Source organism: Citrobacter sp. Cpo040 (genome assembly GCF_030332915.1).
In the GTDB taxonomy this organism is placed as follows: domain Bacteria; phylum Pseudomonadota; class Gammaproteobacteria; order Enterobacterales; family Enterobacteriaceae; genus Citrobacter; species Citrobacter portucalensis.
Genome location: NZ_JAOWGX010000037.1, coordinates 688,339 through 703,756 on the forward strand (window position 1 = coordinate 688,339; position 15,418 = coordinate 703,756).

11 protein-coding genes and 2 tRNA genes are annotated in these 15,418 nt (G+C 52.6%); 3 read left to right on the forward strand and 10 right to left on the reverse strand.

Annotated elements, in window-relative coordinates; genetic code table 11:
- Positions 1-49 precede the first annotated feature (49 nt).
- From infB to OGX86_RS21780, 4 genes are all read right to left on the reverse strand, one after another.
- The gene (gene infB, locus OGX86_RS21765) at positions 50-2,740 is read right to left on the reverse strand and encodes a translation initiation factor IF-2 (protein ID WP_003828710.1); all 2,691 of its coding nucleotides are present in this window, start codon (positions 2,738-2,740) and stop codon (positions 50-52) included.
- Between the two features lie 24 nt (positions 2,741-2,764).
- A complete protein-coding gene (gene nusA, locus OGX86_RS21770; RefSeq protein WP_003024992.1) occupies positions 2,765-4,252 on the reverse strand; it encodes a transcription termination factor NusA in 1,488 nt (495 codons plus the stop codon).
- A gap of 28 nt (positions 4,253-4,280) precedes the next feature.
- A complete protein-coding gene (gene rimP, locus OGX86_RS21775) occupies positions 4,281-4,733 on the reverse strand; it encodes a ribosome maturation factor RimP (protein ID WP_003024996.1) in 453 nt (150 codons plus the stop codon).
- A gap of 207 nt (positions 4,734-4,940) precedes the next feature.
- Positions 4,941-5,017, reverse strand: a tRNA-Met gene (locus tag OGX86_RS21780).
- Between the two features lie 333 nt (positions 5,018-5,350).
- Between OGX86_RS21780 and argG the strand changes: the two genes are divergently transcribed.
- Positions 5,351-6,694: an argininosuccinate synthase gene (argG, locus tag OGX86_RS21785; RefSeq protein WP_005131837.1), complete on the forward strand. Its 1,344-nt coding sequence runs from the start codon at positions 5,351-5,353 to the stop codon at positions 6,692-6,694.
- 197 nt (positions 6,695-6,891) lie between these two features.
- Here argG and OGX86_RS21790 read toward each other — a convergent pair.
- The 3 genes from OGX86_RS21790 to OGX86_RS21800 all read right to left on the reverse strand — a co-directional run bounded on the left by OGX86_RS21790 (position 6,892) and on the right by OGX86_RS21800 (position 8,381).
- Positions 6,892-6,978: transfer RNA gene (locus OGX86_RS21790), tRNA-Leu, on the reverse strand.
- A gap of 9 nt (positions 6,979-6,987) precedes the next feature.
- A complete protein-coding gene (secG, locus tag OGX86_RS21795) occupies positions 6,988-7,320 on the reverse strand; it encodes a preprotein translocase subunit SecG (protein ID WP_003025000.1) in 333 nt (110 codons plus the stop codon).
- Positions 7,321-7,487: 167 nt separating this feature from the next.
- Positions 7,488-8,381, reverse strand: coding sequence for a LysR family transcriptional regulator (locus tag OGX86_RS21800; RefSeq protein ID WP_103014950.1), 894 nt, complete (start codon positions 8,379-8,381; stop codon positions 7,488-7,490).
- 148 nt (positions 8,382-8,529) lie between these two features.
- Here OGX86_RS21800 and iadA point away from each other — a divergent pair, with 148 nt between their 5' ends.
- The gene (gene iadA, locus OGX86_RS21805) at positions 8,530-9,663 is read left to right on the forward strand and encodes a beta-aspartyl-peptidase (RefSeq protein ID WP_103014949.1); all 1,134 of its coding nucleotides are present in this window, start codon (positions 8,530-8,532) and stop codon (positions 9,661-9,663) included.
- 10 nt (positions 9,664-9,673) lie between these two features.
- Complete coding sequence (gene dcuC, locus OGX86_RS21810) at positions 9,674-11,140, forward strand: C4-dicarboxylate transporter DcuC (RefSeq protein ID WP_286640673.1); 1,467 nt, start codon at positions 9,674-9,676, stop codon at positions 11,138-11,140.
- A gap of 44 nt (positions 11,141-11,184) precedes the next feature.
- Here the strand turns inward: dcuC and glmM are convergent, their stop codons facing one another.
- The 3 genes from glmM to ftsH form a co-directional block, all read right to left on the reverse strand.
- The gene (gene glmM / locus OGX86_RS21815; protein WP_008785919.1) at positions 11,185-12,522 is read right to left on the reverse strand and encodes a phosphoglucosamine mutase; all 1,338 of its coding nucleotides are present in this window, start codon (positions 12,520-12,522) and stop codon (positions 11,185-11,187) included.
- Entirely contained in the window at positions 12,515-13,363 is an 849-nt protein-coding gene (gene folP / locus OGX86_RS21820; RefSeq protein WP_048225717.1) for a dihydropteroate synthase, read from the reverse strand. Before folP ends, glmM begins: the two co-directional genes overlap by 8 nt.
- A gap of 98 nt (positions 13,364-13,461) precedes the next feature.
- A complete protein-coding gene (gene ftsH, locus OGX86_RS21825; RefSeq protein WP_003025013.1) occupies positions 13,462-15,396 on the reverse strand; it encodes an ATP-dependent zinc metalloprotease FtsH in 1,935 nt (644 codons plus the stop codon).
- Between the last annotated feature and the right edge of the window lie 22 nt (positions 15,397-15,418).

Below are 15,418 nucleotides of genomic sequence, written 5' to 3' on the forward strand. Positions count from 1 at the left end.
TTGCCGGATGTCGGCGTAAACGCCTTATCCGGCCTACACCCGAACAACCTTAAGCAATTGTACGTTTGATCTCGATGATCTCGAACACTTCGATCATATCGCCAACGCGAACGTCGTTGTAGTTCTTAACGCCGATACCACATTCCATACCGTTACGGACTTCGTTAACGTCATCTTTGAAGCGGCGCAGGGATTCCAGCTCGCCTTCATAGATAACCACGTTGTCGCGCAGTACGCGGATTGGGTTGTGACGTTTAATCGTGCCTTCGGTAACCATACAGCCTGCGATAGCGCCGAATTTCGGTGATTTGAACACATCACGAACCTCAGCCAGACCAATGATCTGCTGTTTCAGTTCCGGAGACAGCATGCCGCTCATCGCTGCTTTCACTTCGTCGATCAGATGATAGATGACGGAGTAGTAACGCAGATCCAGACTTTCTGATTCGATAACTTTACGTGCAGAGGCATCAGCACGTACGTTGAAGCCAACCAGAATCGCGTTGGATGCCGCAGCCAGGGTCGCGTCGGTTTCGGTGATACCACCTACGCCAGAACCGATGATCTTCACTTTTACTTCGTCGGTAGACAGTTTCAGTAAAGAGTCGGAAATCGCTTCTACAGAACCCTGTACGTCAGCCTTCAGCACGATGTTCACTTCGTGAACTTCGCCTTCGGTCATGTTGGCGAACATGTTCTCAAGTTTAGATTTCTGCTGACGAGCCAGTTTAACTTCACGGAATTTGCCCTGACGGTACAGTGCAACTTCACGCGCTTTCTTCTCGTCACGAACAACAGTAACTTCGTCACCCGCAGCCGGAACACCGGACAGACCGAGGATTTCCACCGGAATGGACGGACCCGCTTCCAGTACTTCCTGACCCAGTTCGTTACGCATCGCACGAACGCGGCCGTATTCGAAACCACACAGAACGATATCGCCCTTGTTCAGGGTACCTTCGCGAACCAGGACGGTAGCAACCGGGCCACGACCTTTATCCAGGAAGGATTCGATAACCGCACCGCTCGCCATACCTTTACGCACAGCTTTCAGTTCCAGTACTTCGGCTTGCAGCAGGATAGCATCCAGCAGTTCGTCGATACCGGTACCCGCTTTCGCAGAAACGTGAACGAACTGGCTCTCGCCGCCCCACTCTTCCGGCATGATGCCGTACTGGGACAGTTCGTTTTTAACGCGATCTGGATCCGCTTCCGGTTTATCGATTTTGTTGACTGCAACAACTACCGGCACACCTGCCGCTTTCGCGTGCTGGATAGCTTCGATAGTCTGCGGCATCACGCCGTCGTCTGCTGCAACAACCAGAACAACGATATCCGTTGCCTGAGCACCACGAGCACGCATGGAGGTAAACGCGGCGTGACCCGGGGTGTCCAGGAAGGTGATCATACCGTTGTCAGTTTCAACGTGGTACGCACCGATGTGCTGAGTAATGCCGCCCGCTTCGCCAGAGGCCACTTTCGTTGAACGAATGTAGTCCAGCAGAGACGTTTTACCGTGGTCAACGTGACCCATGATGGTCACTACCGGTGCGCGCGGTTCAGCCGCAGCGCCGGTGTCACGGTCGCTCATTACTGCTTCTTCCAGCTCGTTTTCACGACGCAGGATAACTTTGTGGCCCATCTCTTCGGCAACCAGCTGTGCGGTTTCCTGGTCGATGACCTGGTTGATGGTCGCCATTGCGCCCAGTTTCATCATTGCTTTGATGACCTGAGAGCCTTTGACCGCCATCTTGTTCGCCAGATCGCCAACGGTGATGGTTTCGCCGATCACAACGTCACGGTTAACGGCCTGAGCTGGCTTCTGGAAGCCCTGCTGCAGAGCGGAACCTTTACGCTGCTTACCGCCTTTACCGCCGCGAACCGCTGCACGTGCTTCTTCACGGTCAGCTTTAGATTCAGCGTGTTTGTTACCTTTCTTCGCCGGACGCGCAGCTTTAGTGCTGCGAGTACGACCACGACCGCCTTCAACTTCACGATCGTTCTCGTCTTCAGCCTGGCGAGCATGCTGAGAGGTGGTGACGTGATAATCACTGGTGTCTTCGACAGGTTCAGCGTTATTCACACCATTTTTCTCGTTTTCTTCCGCCATACGGCGAGCTTCTTCCGCTACGCGGCGCGCTTCTTCTTCAAGCTTGCGACGTGCTTCTTCTTCCGCTTTACGCTTCAGTTCTGCGGCTTCATTTTCACGGCGGGCTTTTTCGGCCTGGGCGGTTTTAGTCATATCGTCGGTCTGTTGATTGCTCACTTTGTCTTTTTCCGCAGCTTCACGTTTCGCTTTATCAGCGGCTTCACGCTTAGCTTGTTCTGCGGCCTCACGTTCGGCTTTTTGTTGCGCCTCGCGTTTGGCAGCTTCTTCTGCCTCACGACGGGCTTGCTCTTCCGCTTCACGCTGCGCCTGCTCTTCCGCGGCAAGGCGTTCAGCCTCTTGCGGATCGCGTTTCACAAAGGTGCGTGTCTTGCGGACTTCGATTTGTACCGATTTGCTTTTTCCACCGGTACCTGGAATATTGAGAGTACTGCGCGTTTTACGCTGCAATGTCAACTTATCCGGCGCTGAGCCGTTTTCACGGTTCAAATGCGCCAGTAAGGTTTGTTTCTCTTGTGCGGACACAGAGTCGTCAGCAGACTTCGGGATACCGGCATCAGCAAATTGCTGTACCAGGCGATCTACGGAAGTCTGTATCTCTGCAGCCAGCGTTTTTACGGTTACATCTGTCATACTGTTCCTTCCTGCTACAGTTTATTACGCTTCGTCGCCGAACCAGCAAATATTACGGGCAGCCATAATCAGCTCACCGGCTTTTTCGTCGGTCAACCCTTCGATATCAGCCAGATCATCAATGCCCTGTTCAGCGAGATCTTCCAGCGTACAAACACCACGGGCCGCCAGTTTGAAGGCCATCTCACGATCCAATCCTTCCAGATTCAGCAGATCGTCAGCCGGTTTGTTATCACCGAGGCTTTCTTCCTGGGCCAGTGCCAGAGTGGTCAGTGCGTTTTTAGCACGCTCGCGCAGCGCTTCAACGGTCTGTTCATCCAGGCCGTCAATTTCCAGCAGTTCTTTCATTGGCACGTAGGCCAGTTCTTCCAGCGTCGCAAAACCTTCTTCCACCAGAACGGTCGCGAAATCTTCATCGATATCGAGATATTTGGTGAAGGTATCGATGGCTGCATGTGCTTCAGCCTGATGCTTCGCTTGCAGGTCATCAACGGTCATCACGTTGAGTTCCCAACCGCTCAGTTGTGAAGCCAGGCGGACGTTCTGACCATTACGTCCAATCGCCTGAGCCAGGTTACCGGCTTCAACCGCGATATCCATGGTGTGTTTGTCTTCATCCACCACGATAGAAGCGACGTCTGCTGGCGCCATTGCGTTAATCACGAACTGCGCCGGGTTATCATCCCACAGGACGATATCGATACGCTCGCCGCCCAGTTCGGTAGAAACCGCCTGAACGCGCGCACCGCGCATACCAACACAGGCGCCGACCGGATCAATACGCTTGTCGTTGGTCTTAACGGCGATTTTCGCACGCGATCCCGGATCGCGTGCAGCCGCTTTAATTTCGATAACTTCTTCGCCGATTTCCGGCACTTCAATGCGGAACAGCTCAATCAGCATTTCCGGCTTGGAACGGGTTACGAACAGCTGTGCACCGCGCGCTTCCGGGCGAACTGAGTACAGAACACCACGAATACGGTCACCAGGGCGGAAGTTTTCACGCGGCAGCATGTCTTCACGCAGGATCACAGCTTCAGCATTGCTGCCCAGATCCAGTGAAATGTTGTCGCGGTTTACTTTCTTCACCACACCGGTGACGATTTCGCCTTCATGTTCGCGGAACTGATCAACAACCATTGCGCGTTCAGCTTCACGTACTTTCTGTACGATAACCTGCTTCGCGGTCTGGGTAGTGATACGGTCAAAGGTGACAGATTCAATCTGATCTTCAACATATTCGCCCACGTTCAGACTTTCGTCTTCGAAGCGTGCCGCTTCCAGCGTAATTTCTTTGGTCGGCTGAGTAACTTCTTCTACGATTACCCAACGACGGAAGGTATCGAAATCACCGCTTTTACGATCGATTTCTACGCGAACGTCGATCTCTTGCTCATATTTTTTCTTTGTTGCTGTAGCCAGCGCACTTTCCAGCGCTTCAAAAATTTTCTCGCGTGGCAGCGCTTTTTCGTTGGATACGGCTTCAACAACAGCCAAAATTTCTTTGTTCATCGCGGGCTTTTCACCTCAATCCAGACTGTTAAAAGTGGGGAACCAGGTTCGCCTTCTGGATATTACTCAGCGCGAACACTTCATCTTTGCCTTCGACTGTGACCGTGATCATCTCACCGTCCACCGCTTTGATAACGCCCTGCCATTTACGACGGTTTTGTACCGCCATACGAAGAACCAGCGTGACTTCTTCACCCAGGAAACGCACGTAGTGTTCAGCTGTGAACAGAGGACGGTCGAGACCCGGAGAGGAGACTTCCAGGTTATAGGCAACGGTGATTGGGTCTTCGACATCCATCACGGCGCTTACCTGATGGCTCACATCAGCACAATCATCAACATTGATGCCATCTTCACTATCAATATAGATGCGCAGTGTGGATGTGCGACCACGAATAAATTCGATGCCGACCAGTTCGTAGCCCAGGGCTTCAACTGGCGCTGTAATCATCTCTGTTAATTTTTGCTCTAATGTGGACAAGCCCACCCCCAAGACATAAAAAAAGGGCCTAAAGCCCAGTTATTCTGTAGTCAGATAACAAAAAACCCCGATAAATCGGGGCTTTAGATAACTGAACCCTATAACCGCACCTGCGGTTCGGAGAACCTTCCGAAAGAATTTTTTTCAAATCCAGCTACGAAGGCCTAAGTCTTCACAGTATATTTGAAAAAGAACTCTAAGGGAAAGTGGTTGCGGGGGCCGGATTTGAACCGACGACCTTCGGGTTATGAGCCCGACGAGCTACCAGGCTGCTCCACCCCGCGCCTGAAACGTGGCAAATTTTACTCGTTTTGGGTAAAAAATGCAAATACTGCTGGGATTTGGTACCGAGACGGGACGTAAAATCTGCGCACAGTATATTGATTCACTATGCGTTATGTCAACCTTGTTACGACTATGCAAATCAATGAATGCTGCCCAGCGCTAGCCCAGCAAGATAAATATGCCGCCCACGCCGTTATTTAACGAAATTATCACTAAACTCTTCCTGTCATCCAGAAAAGATGATTAAATGAAAACTCATTTATTTTGCATAAAAATGCAATTAATATAATAAGCCGACCTCTTCACCAGTCTATCAAGCAGGGTTTTATTTTATGACGACGATTCTCAAGCATCTCCCGGTAGGTCAACGTATTGGTATCGCTTTTTCCGGCGGCCTGGACACCAGTGCAGCACTGCTGTGGATGCGACAAAAAGGGGCTGTCCCATATGCATATACTGCGAATTTGGGCCAGCCGGATGAGGATGACTATGACGCCATTCCTCGCCGTGCAATGGAATATGGTGCTGAGAATGCTCGCCTGGTAGATTGCCGTAAGCAGCTGGTTGCCGAAGGGATCGCTGCCATTCAGTGCGGTGCATTCCACAACACCACCGGCGGACTGACCTATTTCAATACCACCCCGCTGGGCCGTGCCGTGACCGGCACCATGCTGGTTGCCGCCATGAAAGAAGATGGCGTAAATATCTGGGGTGACGGTAGCACCTATAAAGGTAACGATATTGAACGTTTCTATCGTTACGGTCTGCTGACCAACGCCGAACTGCAGATTTACAAACCATGGCTGGATACCGATTTTATCGATGAACTCGGCGGTCGCCATGAGATGTCCGAATTTATGATTGCCTGTGGTTTCGACTACAAGATGTCCGTTGAGAAAGCGTACTCCACAGACTCCAATATGCTCGGCGCGACTCACGAAGCAAAAGATCTGGAATTCCTGAACTCCAGCGTCAAAATCGTTAACCCGATTATGGGCGTGAAGTTCTGGGATGAGAGCGTGAAGATCCCGGCAGAAGAAGTGACCGTGCGTTTTGAACAGGGTCATCCGGTTGCTCTGAACGGTAAAACCTTCAGCGACGACGTTGAGATGATGCTGGAAGCCAACCGTATCGGCGGCCGTCACGGTCTGGGTATGAGCGATCAGATTGAAAACCGTATCATTGAAGCGAAGAGCCGTGGCATCTACGAAGCCCCGGGGATGGCATTGCTGCATATCGCCTACGAGCGTCTGCTGACCGGTATTCACAACGAGGATACCATCGAGCAGTATCACGCGCACGGTCGCCAGCTGGGTCGTCTGCTGTATCAGGGCCGCTGGTTCGACTCTCAGGCGCTGATGCTGCGTGACGGTCTGCAACGTTGGGTTGCCAGCCAGATTACCGGTGAAGTGACGCTGGAACTGCGTCGCGGTAATGACTACTCAATCCTCAACACCGTGTCTGACAATCTGACGTACAAACCAGAACGTCTGACGATGGAAAAAGGCGACTCCGTATTCTCTCCGGACGACCGTATCGGTCAGTTGACCATGCGTAATCTGGATATCACCGATACCCGCGAGAAGCTGTTCGGCTATGCGCAGTCTGGCCTGCTGACCGCCTCTTCCGCAACCGGCCTGCCGCAGGTTGAGAATCTGGAAAATAAGGCGAAGTAAAGATTCACTATCTTAAGGCCGCGAAAGCGGCCTTTTTTATGCGCGGAATATAGGATGTCTGTAGGCCTGATAAGCGTAGCGCCATCAGGCGTTGTAATAATGTCGGATGGCGGCGTTAACGCCTTATCCGACCTACAGGATAGCCACAAATAACAGACAAAAAAAAAGACGCTTTGCAGCGTCTTTTTTTTGGAATTTGGTACCGAGGATGGGACTCGAACCCACAAGCCCGTTAGGGCACTACCACCTCAAGGTAGCGTGTCTACCAATTCCACCACCTCGGTACAGAATACTTAGCGTGGGATATCGCTGGTCGGCTGAGCCGGAGCAGCTGGCTGAGTTTGCTCGGTTTTCGCCGGTGCGCTCAGATTTTCCCACTCACTTCCTTTATTGGTCTTATTGCTGTTCATGTTACCCAGCACCAGACTGATGATGAAGAACAAGGTTCCCAATACAGCTGTCATTCGGGTCATGAAGTTACCAGAACCACTTGAACCAAACAGAGTACCAGAAGCGCCTGCGCCAAAAGAGGCTCCCATATCAGCGCCTTTGCCTTGCTGCAGCATGATCAAGCCTACCAGGCCAATTGCCACAATAAGGAAAACTACTAAAAGAGCTTCGTGCATAATCAACCTGTTCCTTGCGGAGTTGCCGCGTACAATGCTTCGACCATTAAAGCGGGAATATTTACTGTTTCCCACTGAAGCGGGTGTGAATACTAACCAAAGCGAATAACCTTCGCAAGGGCAATTTGTTAGCATTGTATCAACTGCGGAAAAAATCGCCATATCAATCAAAAACGCAGCAACTTCTCCCAGCATCTCTGCATAACGGCACGTTGATCTTCAAGATTCGCCCATACCACAACGGGGATTTCACAAATCAGGTCTGTATTTTCTGGCCAGCAGTGAATAATTTGCTGATTCACCAACTCTTCCGCCACCATCGATTCAGGTAACCAGGCCATTCCCATATGGCGCAGTACCATTTCTCGTATCGTTTCGCTTAAACCACTCTCAAATACTTTTTTTAGCCGTGGGCGGACGCGTTGTTCTGCCGACTCAATAATACGTCTGACAAAGGTGTAGTCGCTGTAGCATAGCCACGGAATCGGAGCATGCGGATCATTAAGCGCATCAGCCAACTGGGCTGAAATAACCGGTATAAATCGCTCATACCGCCATAGGGAACGTTTTAACCCTCCGGCGATCTCCAGCCCCGGCTGGGCAGACGGTAAATCGTAGGTTACCAGTAAATCAATTTGCCGGTTCATCAGGGCATTGAAGTGGTTGTCTATCCCCTGGATACTGGCGTTTACCGTAAAGTTTAACTGCGGCTCACTCTGTCGCAGGTAGTTGATCATATCCGGCAGGATATTCACCGACAGCGTATGCAGGCTGACCATCACCAGCGTGTTATCCGTTGCTGGCGTCATCGCCGACAGCTCATGGCTTGCCTCTCTTAACGTGCTGAGAACGTGCCGGGCATAAGGTTCAAAGCGTTCACCATAGCGCGTCAACGTGACGGGGGTCGTTGTCCGGTCAAACAAAGGTACGCCCAGCACCTCTTCCAGCGCCTTTATACGCCGACTCAGCGCAGGTTGAGTAATATGCCGCTGCGCCGCGGCCTGAGAGTAGTTTCCATGCTGGCTCAAGGCCAGAAAATCTTCCAGCCACTTACAATCCACGTTGTGCTCTCCGCCATGCCATAACCGCATCCTCCAATAACAAATCGGTAATAGTCATAGTTATAGTAATGGCTTTATGGTGGGCATCATAACAACAATATTTCGTTTCACCTGCCGACTCTCACCCTCGACGTTTGACAGGACCGCTATGTTTACTTTATTGACCAATGCCCGTGTTTTTTCTCCTGAGGATTTAGGCCTCTGCTCCCTGCTCATTCATGCCGACCGAATTGTGGCGGTAGAAAAAGATATTTCATTGTTTGATGGCATCAACGAGGTCATCGATTGTCGGGGTAAATGGGTTATCCCTGGTATCATCGATCAGCATGTTCATCTTACCGGTGGCGGTGGTGAAGCCGGATTTGCCAGTCGGACGCCCGCCGTCAAGCTGCGCGATCTGATTCAGGCGGGTATTACCACGGTGGTTGGCGTGTTAGGCACCGATGCCATTTCCCGTTCGCCCAAAGATCTCTACGCTAAAATGCAGTCTCTCAACCTTGAGGGATTACGCGCGTTTATGCACACGGGAGCCTACGCCGTTCCCAGCCCAACTATTACGCGATCCATCCGCGATGATATGGCCTTCATTCCGGCAATTCTTGGTGTAAAAATCGCCCTCGCCGATCACCGCGGTTCTTACCCCTCTTTCCAGGAGTTGCTGAGGATAGTGAGCGATATTCGCGTCGCTTCCCTGCTGGCTGGGAAAAAGGGCTTGCTGCATGTGCACCTGGGGAATCTGCCGGAAGGGATGTCGCAACTTATTGAGCTGTGTGATGCGGGTATTCCGATTCACCATATTTCACCGACGCATGTTGCGAGAACTGAACCCTTGTTCGAACAGGCGATTGCTTTCGCCCACCGCGGCGGCCATATCGACGTTACGTCTGGCGGCAGCCGCTTTACACCTCAGGAACAGGCGATCCTCCACGCCTTGGAAGCGCAGGTTCCGGCGGATCGCATCACGATCAGTTCTGACGGCAATGGCAGCGTTCCGCGCTTTAACGCTCAGGGTATCGTTGAAGGTTTAAGCGCGGCACCGGTCGCAGGCAATCTTAACCTGCTTCCTCGCCTGATTGATGTCGGGATTCCGGTGTCACAGGCCATCGCGATGCTGACGGCAAACGTTGCGCGCTCGCTGGGTATTTCCGGGGGCGTGCTCTGCGCCGGAGAACGTGCTGATATCTGTGTACTCAATGATGACCTCTCGCTGGCCCATCTGTTTGCCGCGGGTAAACCGTTGCTGCGGGATGGCGAGTGCCTGGTTACCGGCAACTTCGAGTAAGGGGGCAAGAATGTCATTGCTACTGGCGCTAATCGCCATCATTTTTGCCGGACGTCTGATCCTCAAAAAATATCACCCCCAGTCGGTTCTGTTATTGACCGGGATTGTGCTGTTGCTTATCGCGCATTTTAGCGGAATGACCTCACTCAGTGGCCTGGTGAAAAAGAGCACCGGATTTGGCCCCTTTGACGCCTTTGAGTTTATTCGCGATACCCTGAGCGTGCGTCTCGGCGGCCTCGGACTGCAAATTATGCTGATTGGTGGTTTTGCCACCTACATGTCAGCCATTGGCGCAAGCCAGGTACTGGTTCGGGTGACGTCTCGTCCTTTGCAACGGCTGAACTCGCCTTATCTGCTGCTGGGGCTGGCACTGCTATTGGGTCAATTCCTGTCGCTGTTTATCAGCAGCGCCACCGGATTGGGTCTGCTGTTGATGGCGACGCTTTACCCGCTGCTTACCCGTCTTGGCTGTAGCCGCGCCGCGGTTGCCGCCGTTATCGCCAGTACCTGTGCGGTTGAGTTTGGCCCCGGTTCCGGCAACTCTGTTCTCGCCGCCAAAACTGCAGGCATCGAGGTCGTGAACTATTTCGTGCAGGATCAGTTGCCAATCGTTGTGCCCGTCATTCTTTTCATCGCCCTACTGCATATTGTTGTGCAACGCTTTTTTGACCGTCGGGAAAGTGGCGACAATGCAGCCCAGCAAATGCAGACATTAACGGCGACTGATGAAGCCGACGCACCTATCGCCTGGCTGTTTCTGCCCATGCTGCCGCTGGTATTGATGCTGGTGTGCAGCGATTTAGTATTCAGCTCTCTCAAGATCACGCTGGATACCGCTGTACTGATAAGCCTCGCTATTACGCTGGTTTGTGAGTACTGCCGTCATCGCAAGGCGCGTGAGGTGATGGCTGGCATACAAAAGGTTTTTGACAGCATGGGCAGCGTTTTTGCCACCGTCGTGACGCTGATTATCGCCGGTGAAGTCTTTTCCGCCGGACTGAAAGCCATTGGTGCCGTTGACGCACTGTTGTCACTTTCCGGTGAATTTGGCCTCAGCGCCGCCTCTATTATCCTGCTGATGACCCTGATCACCTTCGCAATTTCAGCGCTGATGGGCTCCGGGAATGCGGCATTTTTCTCCTTCGCACCCATGGTGCCGGACATCAGCCGTCATATCGGTAGCGATATCGCTGTCATGATGTTGCCTATCCAGATCTCGGCGGGTATTGGTCGTACGCTATCGCCCATTGCCGGCGTAATCATTGCTATCGCGGGAATTGCAGGCGTCTCGCCTGTGGATATTGTTAAGCGTACCGCGATTCCGATGCTGGGCGGTTGGCTACTGATGATTGCGCTAACCTTTGCCCGGTCTGGACATCTGCTGGCGGTTCTGCCGTGGCTGGCAGTCCTTGTGCTACTGATGGTCGGTGGTTACTTCTGGCAGCGCCGACGTAAACAGCAGCTTGCCGTACAGTAAAAAAAAGCCGGAGTCTCAGACTCCGGCTTTCACTTTCTTCGGAATTACGCCGCTTTCACAGCATCGGCAATACGGTGGGCGAATTCAGTCACCTGCGCTTCGTCTTCACCTTCAACCATCACACGAATTAACGGTTCGGTACCAGACTTACGCAGCAGGACGCGTCCACGGTTACCCAGCGCCGCTTCCACTTCCGCCATCACCGCTTTCACGTTTTCATGTTCCAGTGGATCGCCGCTACCTGCTGTGTATCGTACGTTAACCAGCAGCTGTGGGAACATTTTCATGCCGCTGCACAGGTCGTGCAGGCTCATATGGTTGCGTACCATCGCCGCCAGCACCTGCAGACCCGCCACGATACCGTCACCAGTAGTGGTTTTGTCCAGCAGGATCACATGACCAGAGTTTTCGGCACCGATACGCCAGCCTTTTTCCTGCATTTTTTCCAGCACATAACGGTCGCCAACTTTTGCACGGGCAAACGGAATACCCAGCTGTTTTAGCGCCAGCTCGAGGCCCATGTTGCTCATCAGCGTACCTACCGCGCCACCGCGCAGCTGACCCTGACGCAGGGCTTCACGGGCGATGATGTACATGATCTGATCGCCATCGACCTTATTACCTTCGTGATCAACCATAATGACGCGGTCGCCATCGCCATCCAGCGCAATACCCAGATCGGCTTTTTCCGCAATCACGCGCGCCTGCAGGGCACGGACGTCAGTGGCGCCGACTTCTTCATTGATATTCACACCGTTTGGCTCACAGCCAATGGCAATCACGTTTGCACCCAGTTCACGCAGTACATTTGGCGCAATGTGGTACGTCGCACCGTTAGCGCAATCCACCACAATTTTAAGTTCATTCAGGCTCAGTTCGTTCGGGAAGGTGCCTTTGCAAAACTCGATATAGCGACCGGCAGCATCAACGATACGCGTGGCTTTACCCAGTTCAGCGGAATCCACGCAGGTGATCGCTTTTTCCATCTCGGCTTCAATGGCTTCTTCCACTGCATCCGGCAGTTTAGTCCCGTCGGTAGAGAAGAATTTAATCCCGTTGTCATAGTACGGGTTGTGCGAAGCGGAGATAACAATCCCGGCCTCAGCACGGAAGGCGCGCGTCAGATACGCAACGGCGGGTGTTGGCATTGGCCCTGTGAATGAGGCTGAGAGTCCGGCGGCAGCCAGGCCCGCTTCCAGCGCAGACTCCAGCATATAGCCGGAAATACGCGTATCTTTACCGATAATAATTTTACGTGAACCATGACGAGCAAGCACTTTCCCTGCTGCCCAGCCCAGCTTGAGCACAAAGTCAGGAGTAATTGGGGCATCGCCTACGCGACCGCGGATCCCATCAGTGCCAAAATATTTACGATTACTCATAGCGTTTTTTTTCCTTTGCAGACAATGTGGCTTCCACCACACGCATCGCTTCTACGGTTTCTTTGACGTCATGGACACGAACGATCTGCGCCCCCTGCATTGCGGCAATCACCGCGCACGCAAGGCTACCGCTCAGGCGTTCAGATGGCCCCACATTCAGTAACTGGCCAACCATTGATTTTCGTGACATCCCAACCAGCAATGGCAGATTAAAATGATGAAACTCAGACAAACGTGCCAGTAATGTGTAGTTGTGAGTGAGATTTTTACCGAATCCGAATCCGGGGTCGAGCAACAATTTATCTTTTGTGATTCCAGCCCGCTCGCAACGTGCTATTTGCTCAACAAAGTAACGGTTTACCTCAGCAAAAACATCCTCATACTTTGGTGCTTCCTGCATGGTTTTCGGCTGCCCCTGCATATGCATCAGGCAAACCGGCAATCCGGTTTCCGCTGCGGCTTCCAGCGCTCCAGGCTCCGAGAGCGATCGAATATCATTGATGATATGCGCGCCAACTCTGGCGCATTCGCGAATCACTTCGGGTTTTGAGGTATCGACCGAAATCCACACTTCAAAACGCTGAGCAATCGCCTCGACCACTGGGATCACTCGCTGCAACTCTTCTTCCACACTCACATCAGCCGCGCCCGGACGCGTGGACTCACCGCCCACATCAATGATAGTCGCCCCGGCGTTAATCATCAGGTTTGCGTGTTTTACCGCCTCAACCAGAGAGTTGTGCGCTCCACCATCGGAAAATGAGTCTGGCGTGACGTTCAAAATCCCCATGACGTGCGGATGGCTGAGATCCAGTGAAGAACCCTGAGCAAAGAGTTTCATAGTTTTATCCCTGGTAAAATCTTGAATATGCAGATAAGAAAAACCCCGGAGCAAGCCCCAGGGTTTTCAATTAAAACACGGTCATCATCAACGATAACTTATTTGTCGCCCAGTTGCTCTGACATAGTGCCAGAGTCCGGCGCACGCGGTTCATCAACCGGACGCGGTGCACTCGGCTTGCCGGTGCTGCCAGAGTTGTTGTTAGAAGAACCCGGTTCTTCCCAACCCGCTGGCGGACGCACGTCGCGGCGAGCCATCAGATCGTCAATCTGCGGCGCATCGATGGTCTCATATTTCATGAGTGCATCTTTCATCGAGTGCAGAATGTCCATGTTTTCGTTCAGCAAACGACGAGCACGGTCATAGTTACGCTCAATCAGCAGCTTAACTTCCTGATCGATAATGCGAGCGGTTTCATCGGACATGTGTTTCGCTTTCGCCACAGAACGTCCCAGGAACACTTCGCCTTCTTCTTCAGCGTACAGCAACGGACCGAGTTTATCGGAGAAGCCCCACTGAGTAACCATGTTACGCGCCAGGTTAGTCGCGACTTTAATGTCGTTCGACGCACCGGTAGAAACATGTTCAGCACCGTAGATGATCTCTTCCGCCAGACGGCCACCGTACAGTGTGGAGATCTGACTTTCCAGTTTCTGACGGCTGGCGCTGATTGCGTCGCCTTCAGGCAGGAAGAAGGTCACACCCAGCGCACGACCGCGCGGGATAATCGTTACTTTGTGCACCGGATCGTGTTCCGGTACCAGGCGACCGATAATCGCGTGGCCAGCTTCGTGATACGCGGTAGATTCTTTCTGCGCTTCCGTCATCACCATGGAGCGACGTTCCGCACCCATCATGATTTTGTCTTTCGCTTTTTCGAACTCAACCATCGACACTACGCGCTTGTTGCCACGAGCAGCAAACAGCGCCGCTTCGTTCACCAGGTTCGCGAGGTCCGCACCGGAGAAGCCAGGCGTGCCACGTGCAATGATTGCCGCATCGATATCCGGAGACAGCGGTACGCGACGCATATGCACTTTCAGGATCTGTTCACGACCGCGAACGTCTGGCAGACCAACCACAACCTGACGGTCGAAACGGCCTGGACGCAGCAGCGCAGGGTCAAGAACGTCCGGACGGTTAGTTGCTGCGATAACGATAATACCTTCGTTACCTTCGAAGCCGTCCATCTCAACCAGCATCTGGTTCAGCGTCTGTTCACGTTCATCGTGACCACCGCCCAGACCTGCGCCACGCTGGCGACCTACGGCGTCGATTTCATCGATGAAGATGATGCACGGTGCCGCTTTCTTGGCTTGTTCGAACATGTCACGCACACGAGATGCACCGACACCCACGAACATTTCCACGAAATCAGAACCGGAAATTGTGAAGAATGGAACCTTCGCTTCACCTGCGATAGCTTTCGCCAGCAGGGTTTTACCCGTACCCGGAGGACCAACCATCAGGACGCCTTTCGGGATTTTACCGCCCAGTTTCTGGAAACGGCTCGGTTCGCGCAGATACTCAACCAGCTCAGCGACTTCTTCTTTTGCTTCGTCACAACCCGCAACGTCAGCAAAAGTCGTTTTGATCTGATCTTCCGTCAGCATGCGCGCTTTGCTCTTGCCGAACGACATGGCACCTTTGCCACCACCGCCCTGCATCTGACGCATGAAGAAGATCCAGACACCAATCAGCAGCAGCATTGGGAACCAGGAAATGAAGATAGAAGCCAGCAGGCTCGGCTCTTCAGGTGGTTCGCCAACAACCTTGACGTTTTTGGTCAGCAGGTTATCAAGCAGCTTCGGATCGTTAACCGGGATGTAGGTCGTGTAACGGTTACTATCTTTCTTGGTAACGTTAATCTCACGTCCGTTGATCTTCGCTTCACGAACCTGGTCCTGATTGACCTCTTGCAGGAAGGTAGAGTAATCAACCTTACGGCCATTAGACTCGCTGGGCCCAAAGCTCTGGAATACTGACATCAGCACAACGGCAATGACCAGCCAGAGAATTAGGTTTTTCGCCATGTCACTCAAGGGATTAACCTCA

Excerpts from the sequence above, each read along its gene's own strand:
- infB (WP_003828710.1), bottom strand. The coding sequence starts at position 2,740 with ATGACAGATGTAACCGTAAAAACGCTGGCTGCAGAGATACAGACTTCC.
- nusA (WP_003024992.1), bottom strand. The coding sequence starts at position 4,252 with ATGAACAAAGAAATTTTGGCTGTTGTTGAAGCCGTATCCAACGAAAAA.
- argG (WP_005131837.1), top strand. The coding sequence starts at position 5,351 with ATGACGACGATTCTCAAGCATCTCCCGGTAGGTCAACGTATTGGTATC.
- secG (WP_003025000.1), bottom strand. The coding sequence starts at position 7,320 with ATGCACGAAGCTCTTTTAGTAGTTTTCCTTATTGTGGCAATTGGCCTG.
- iadA (WP_103014949.1), top strand. The coding sequence starts at position 8,530 with ATGTTTACTTTATTGACCAATGCCCGTGTTTTTTCTCCTGAGGATTTA.
- dcuC (WP_286640673.1), top strand. The coding sequence starts at position 9,674 with ATGTCATTGCTACTGGCGCTAATCGCCATCATTTTTGCCGGACGTCTG.
- glmM (WP_008785919.1), bottom strand. The coding sequence starts at position 12,522 with ATGAGTAATCGTAAATATTTTGGCACTGATGGGATCCGCGGTCGCGTA.
- folP (WP_048225717.1), bottom strand. The coding sequence starts at position 13,363 with ATGAAACTCTTTGCTCAGGGTTCTTCACTGGATCTCAGCCATCCGCAC.
- ftsH (WP_003025013.1), bottom strand. The coding sequence starts at position 15,396 with ATGGCGAAAAACCTAATTCTCTGGCTGGTCATTGCCGTTGTGCTGATG.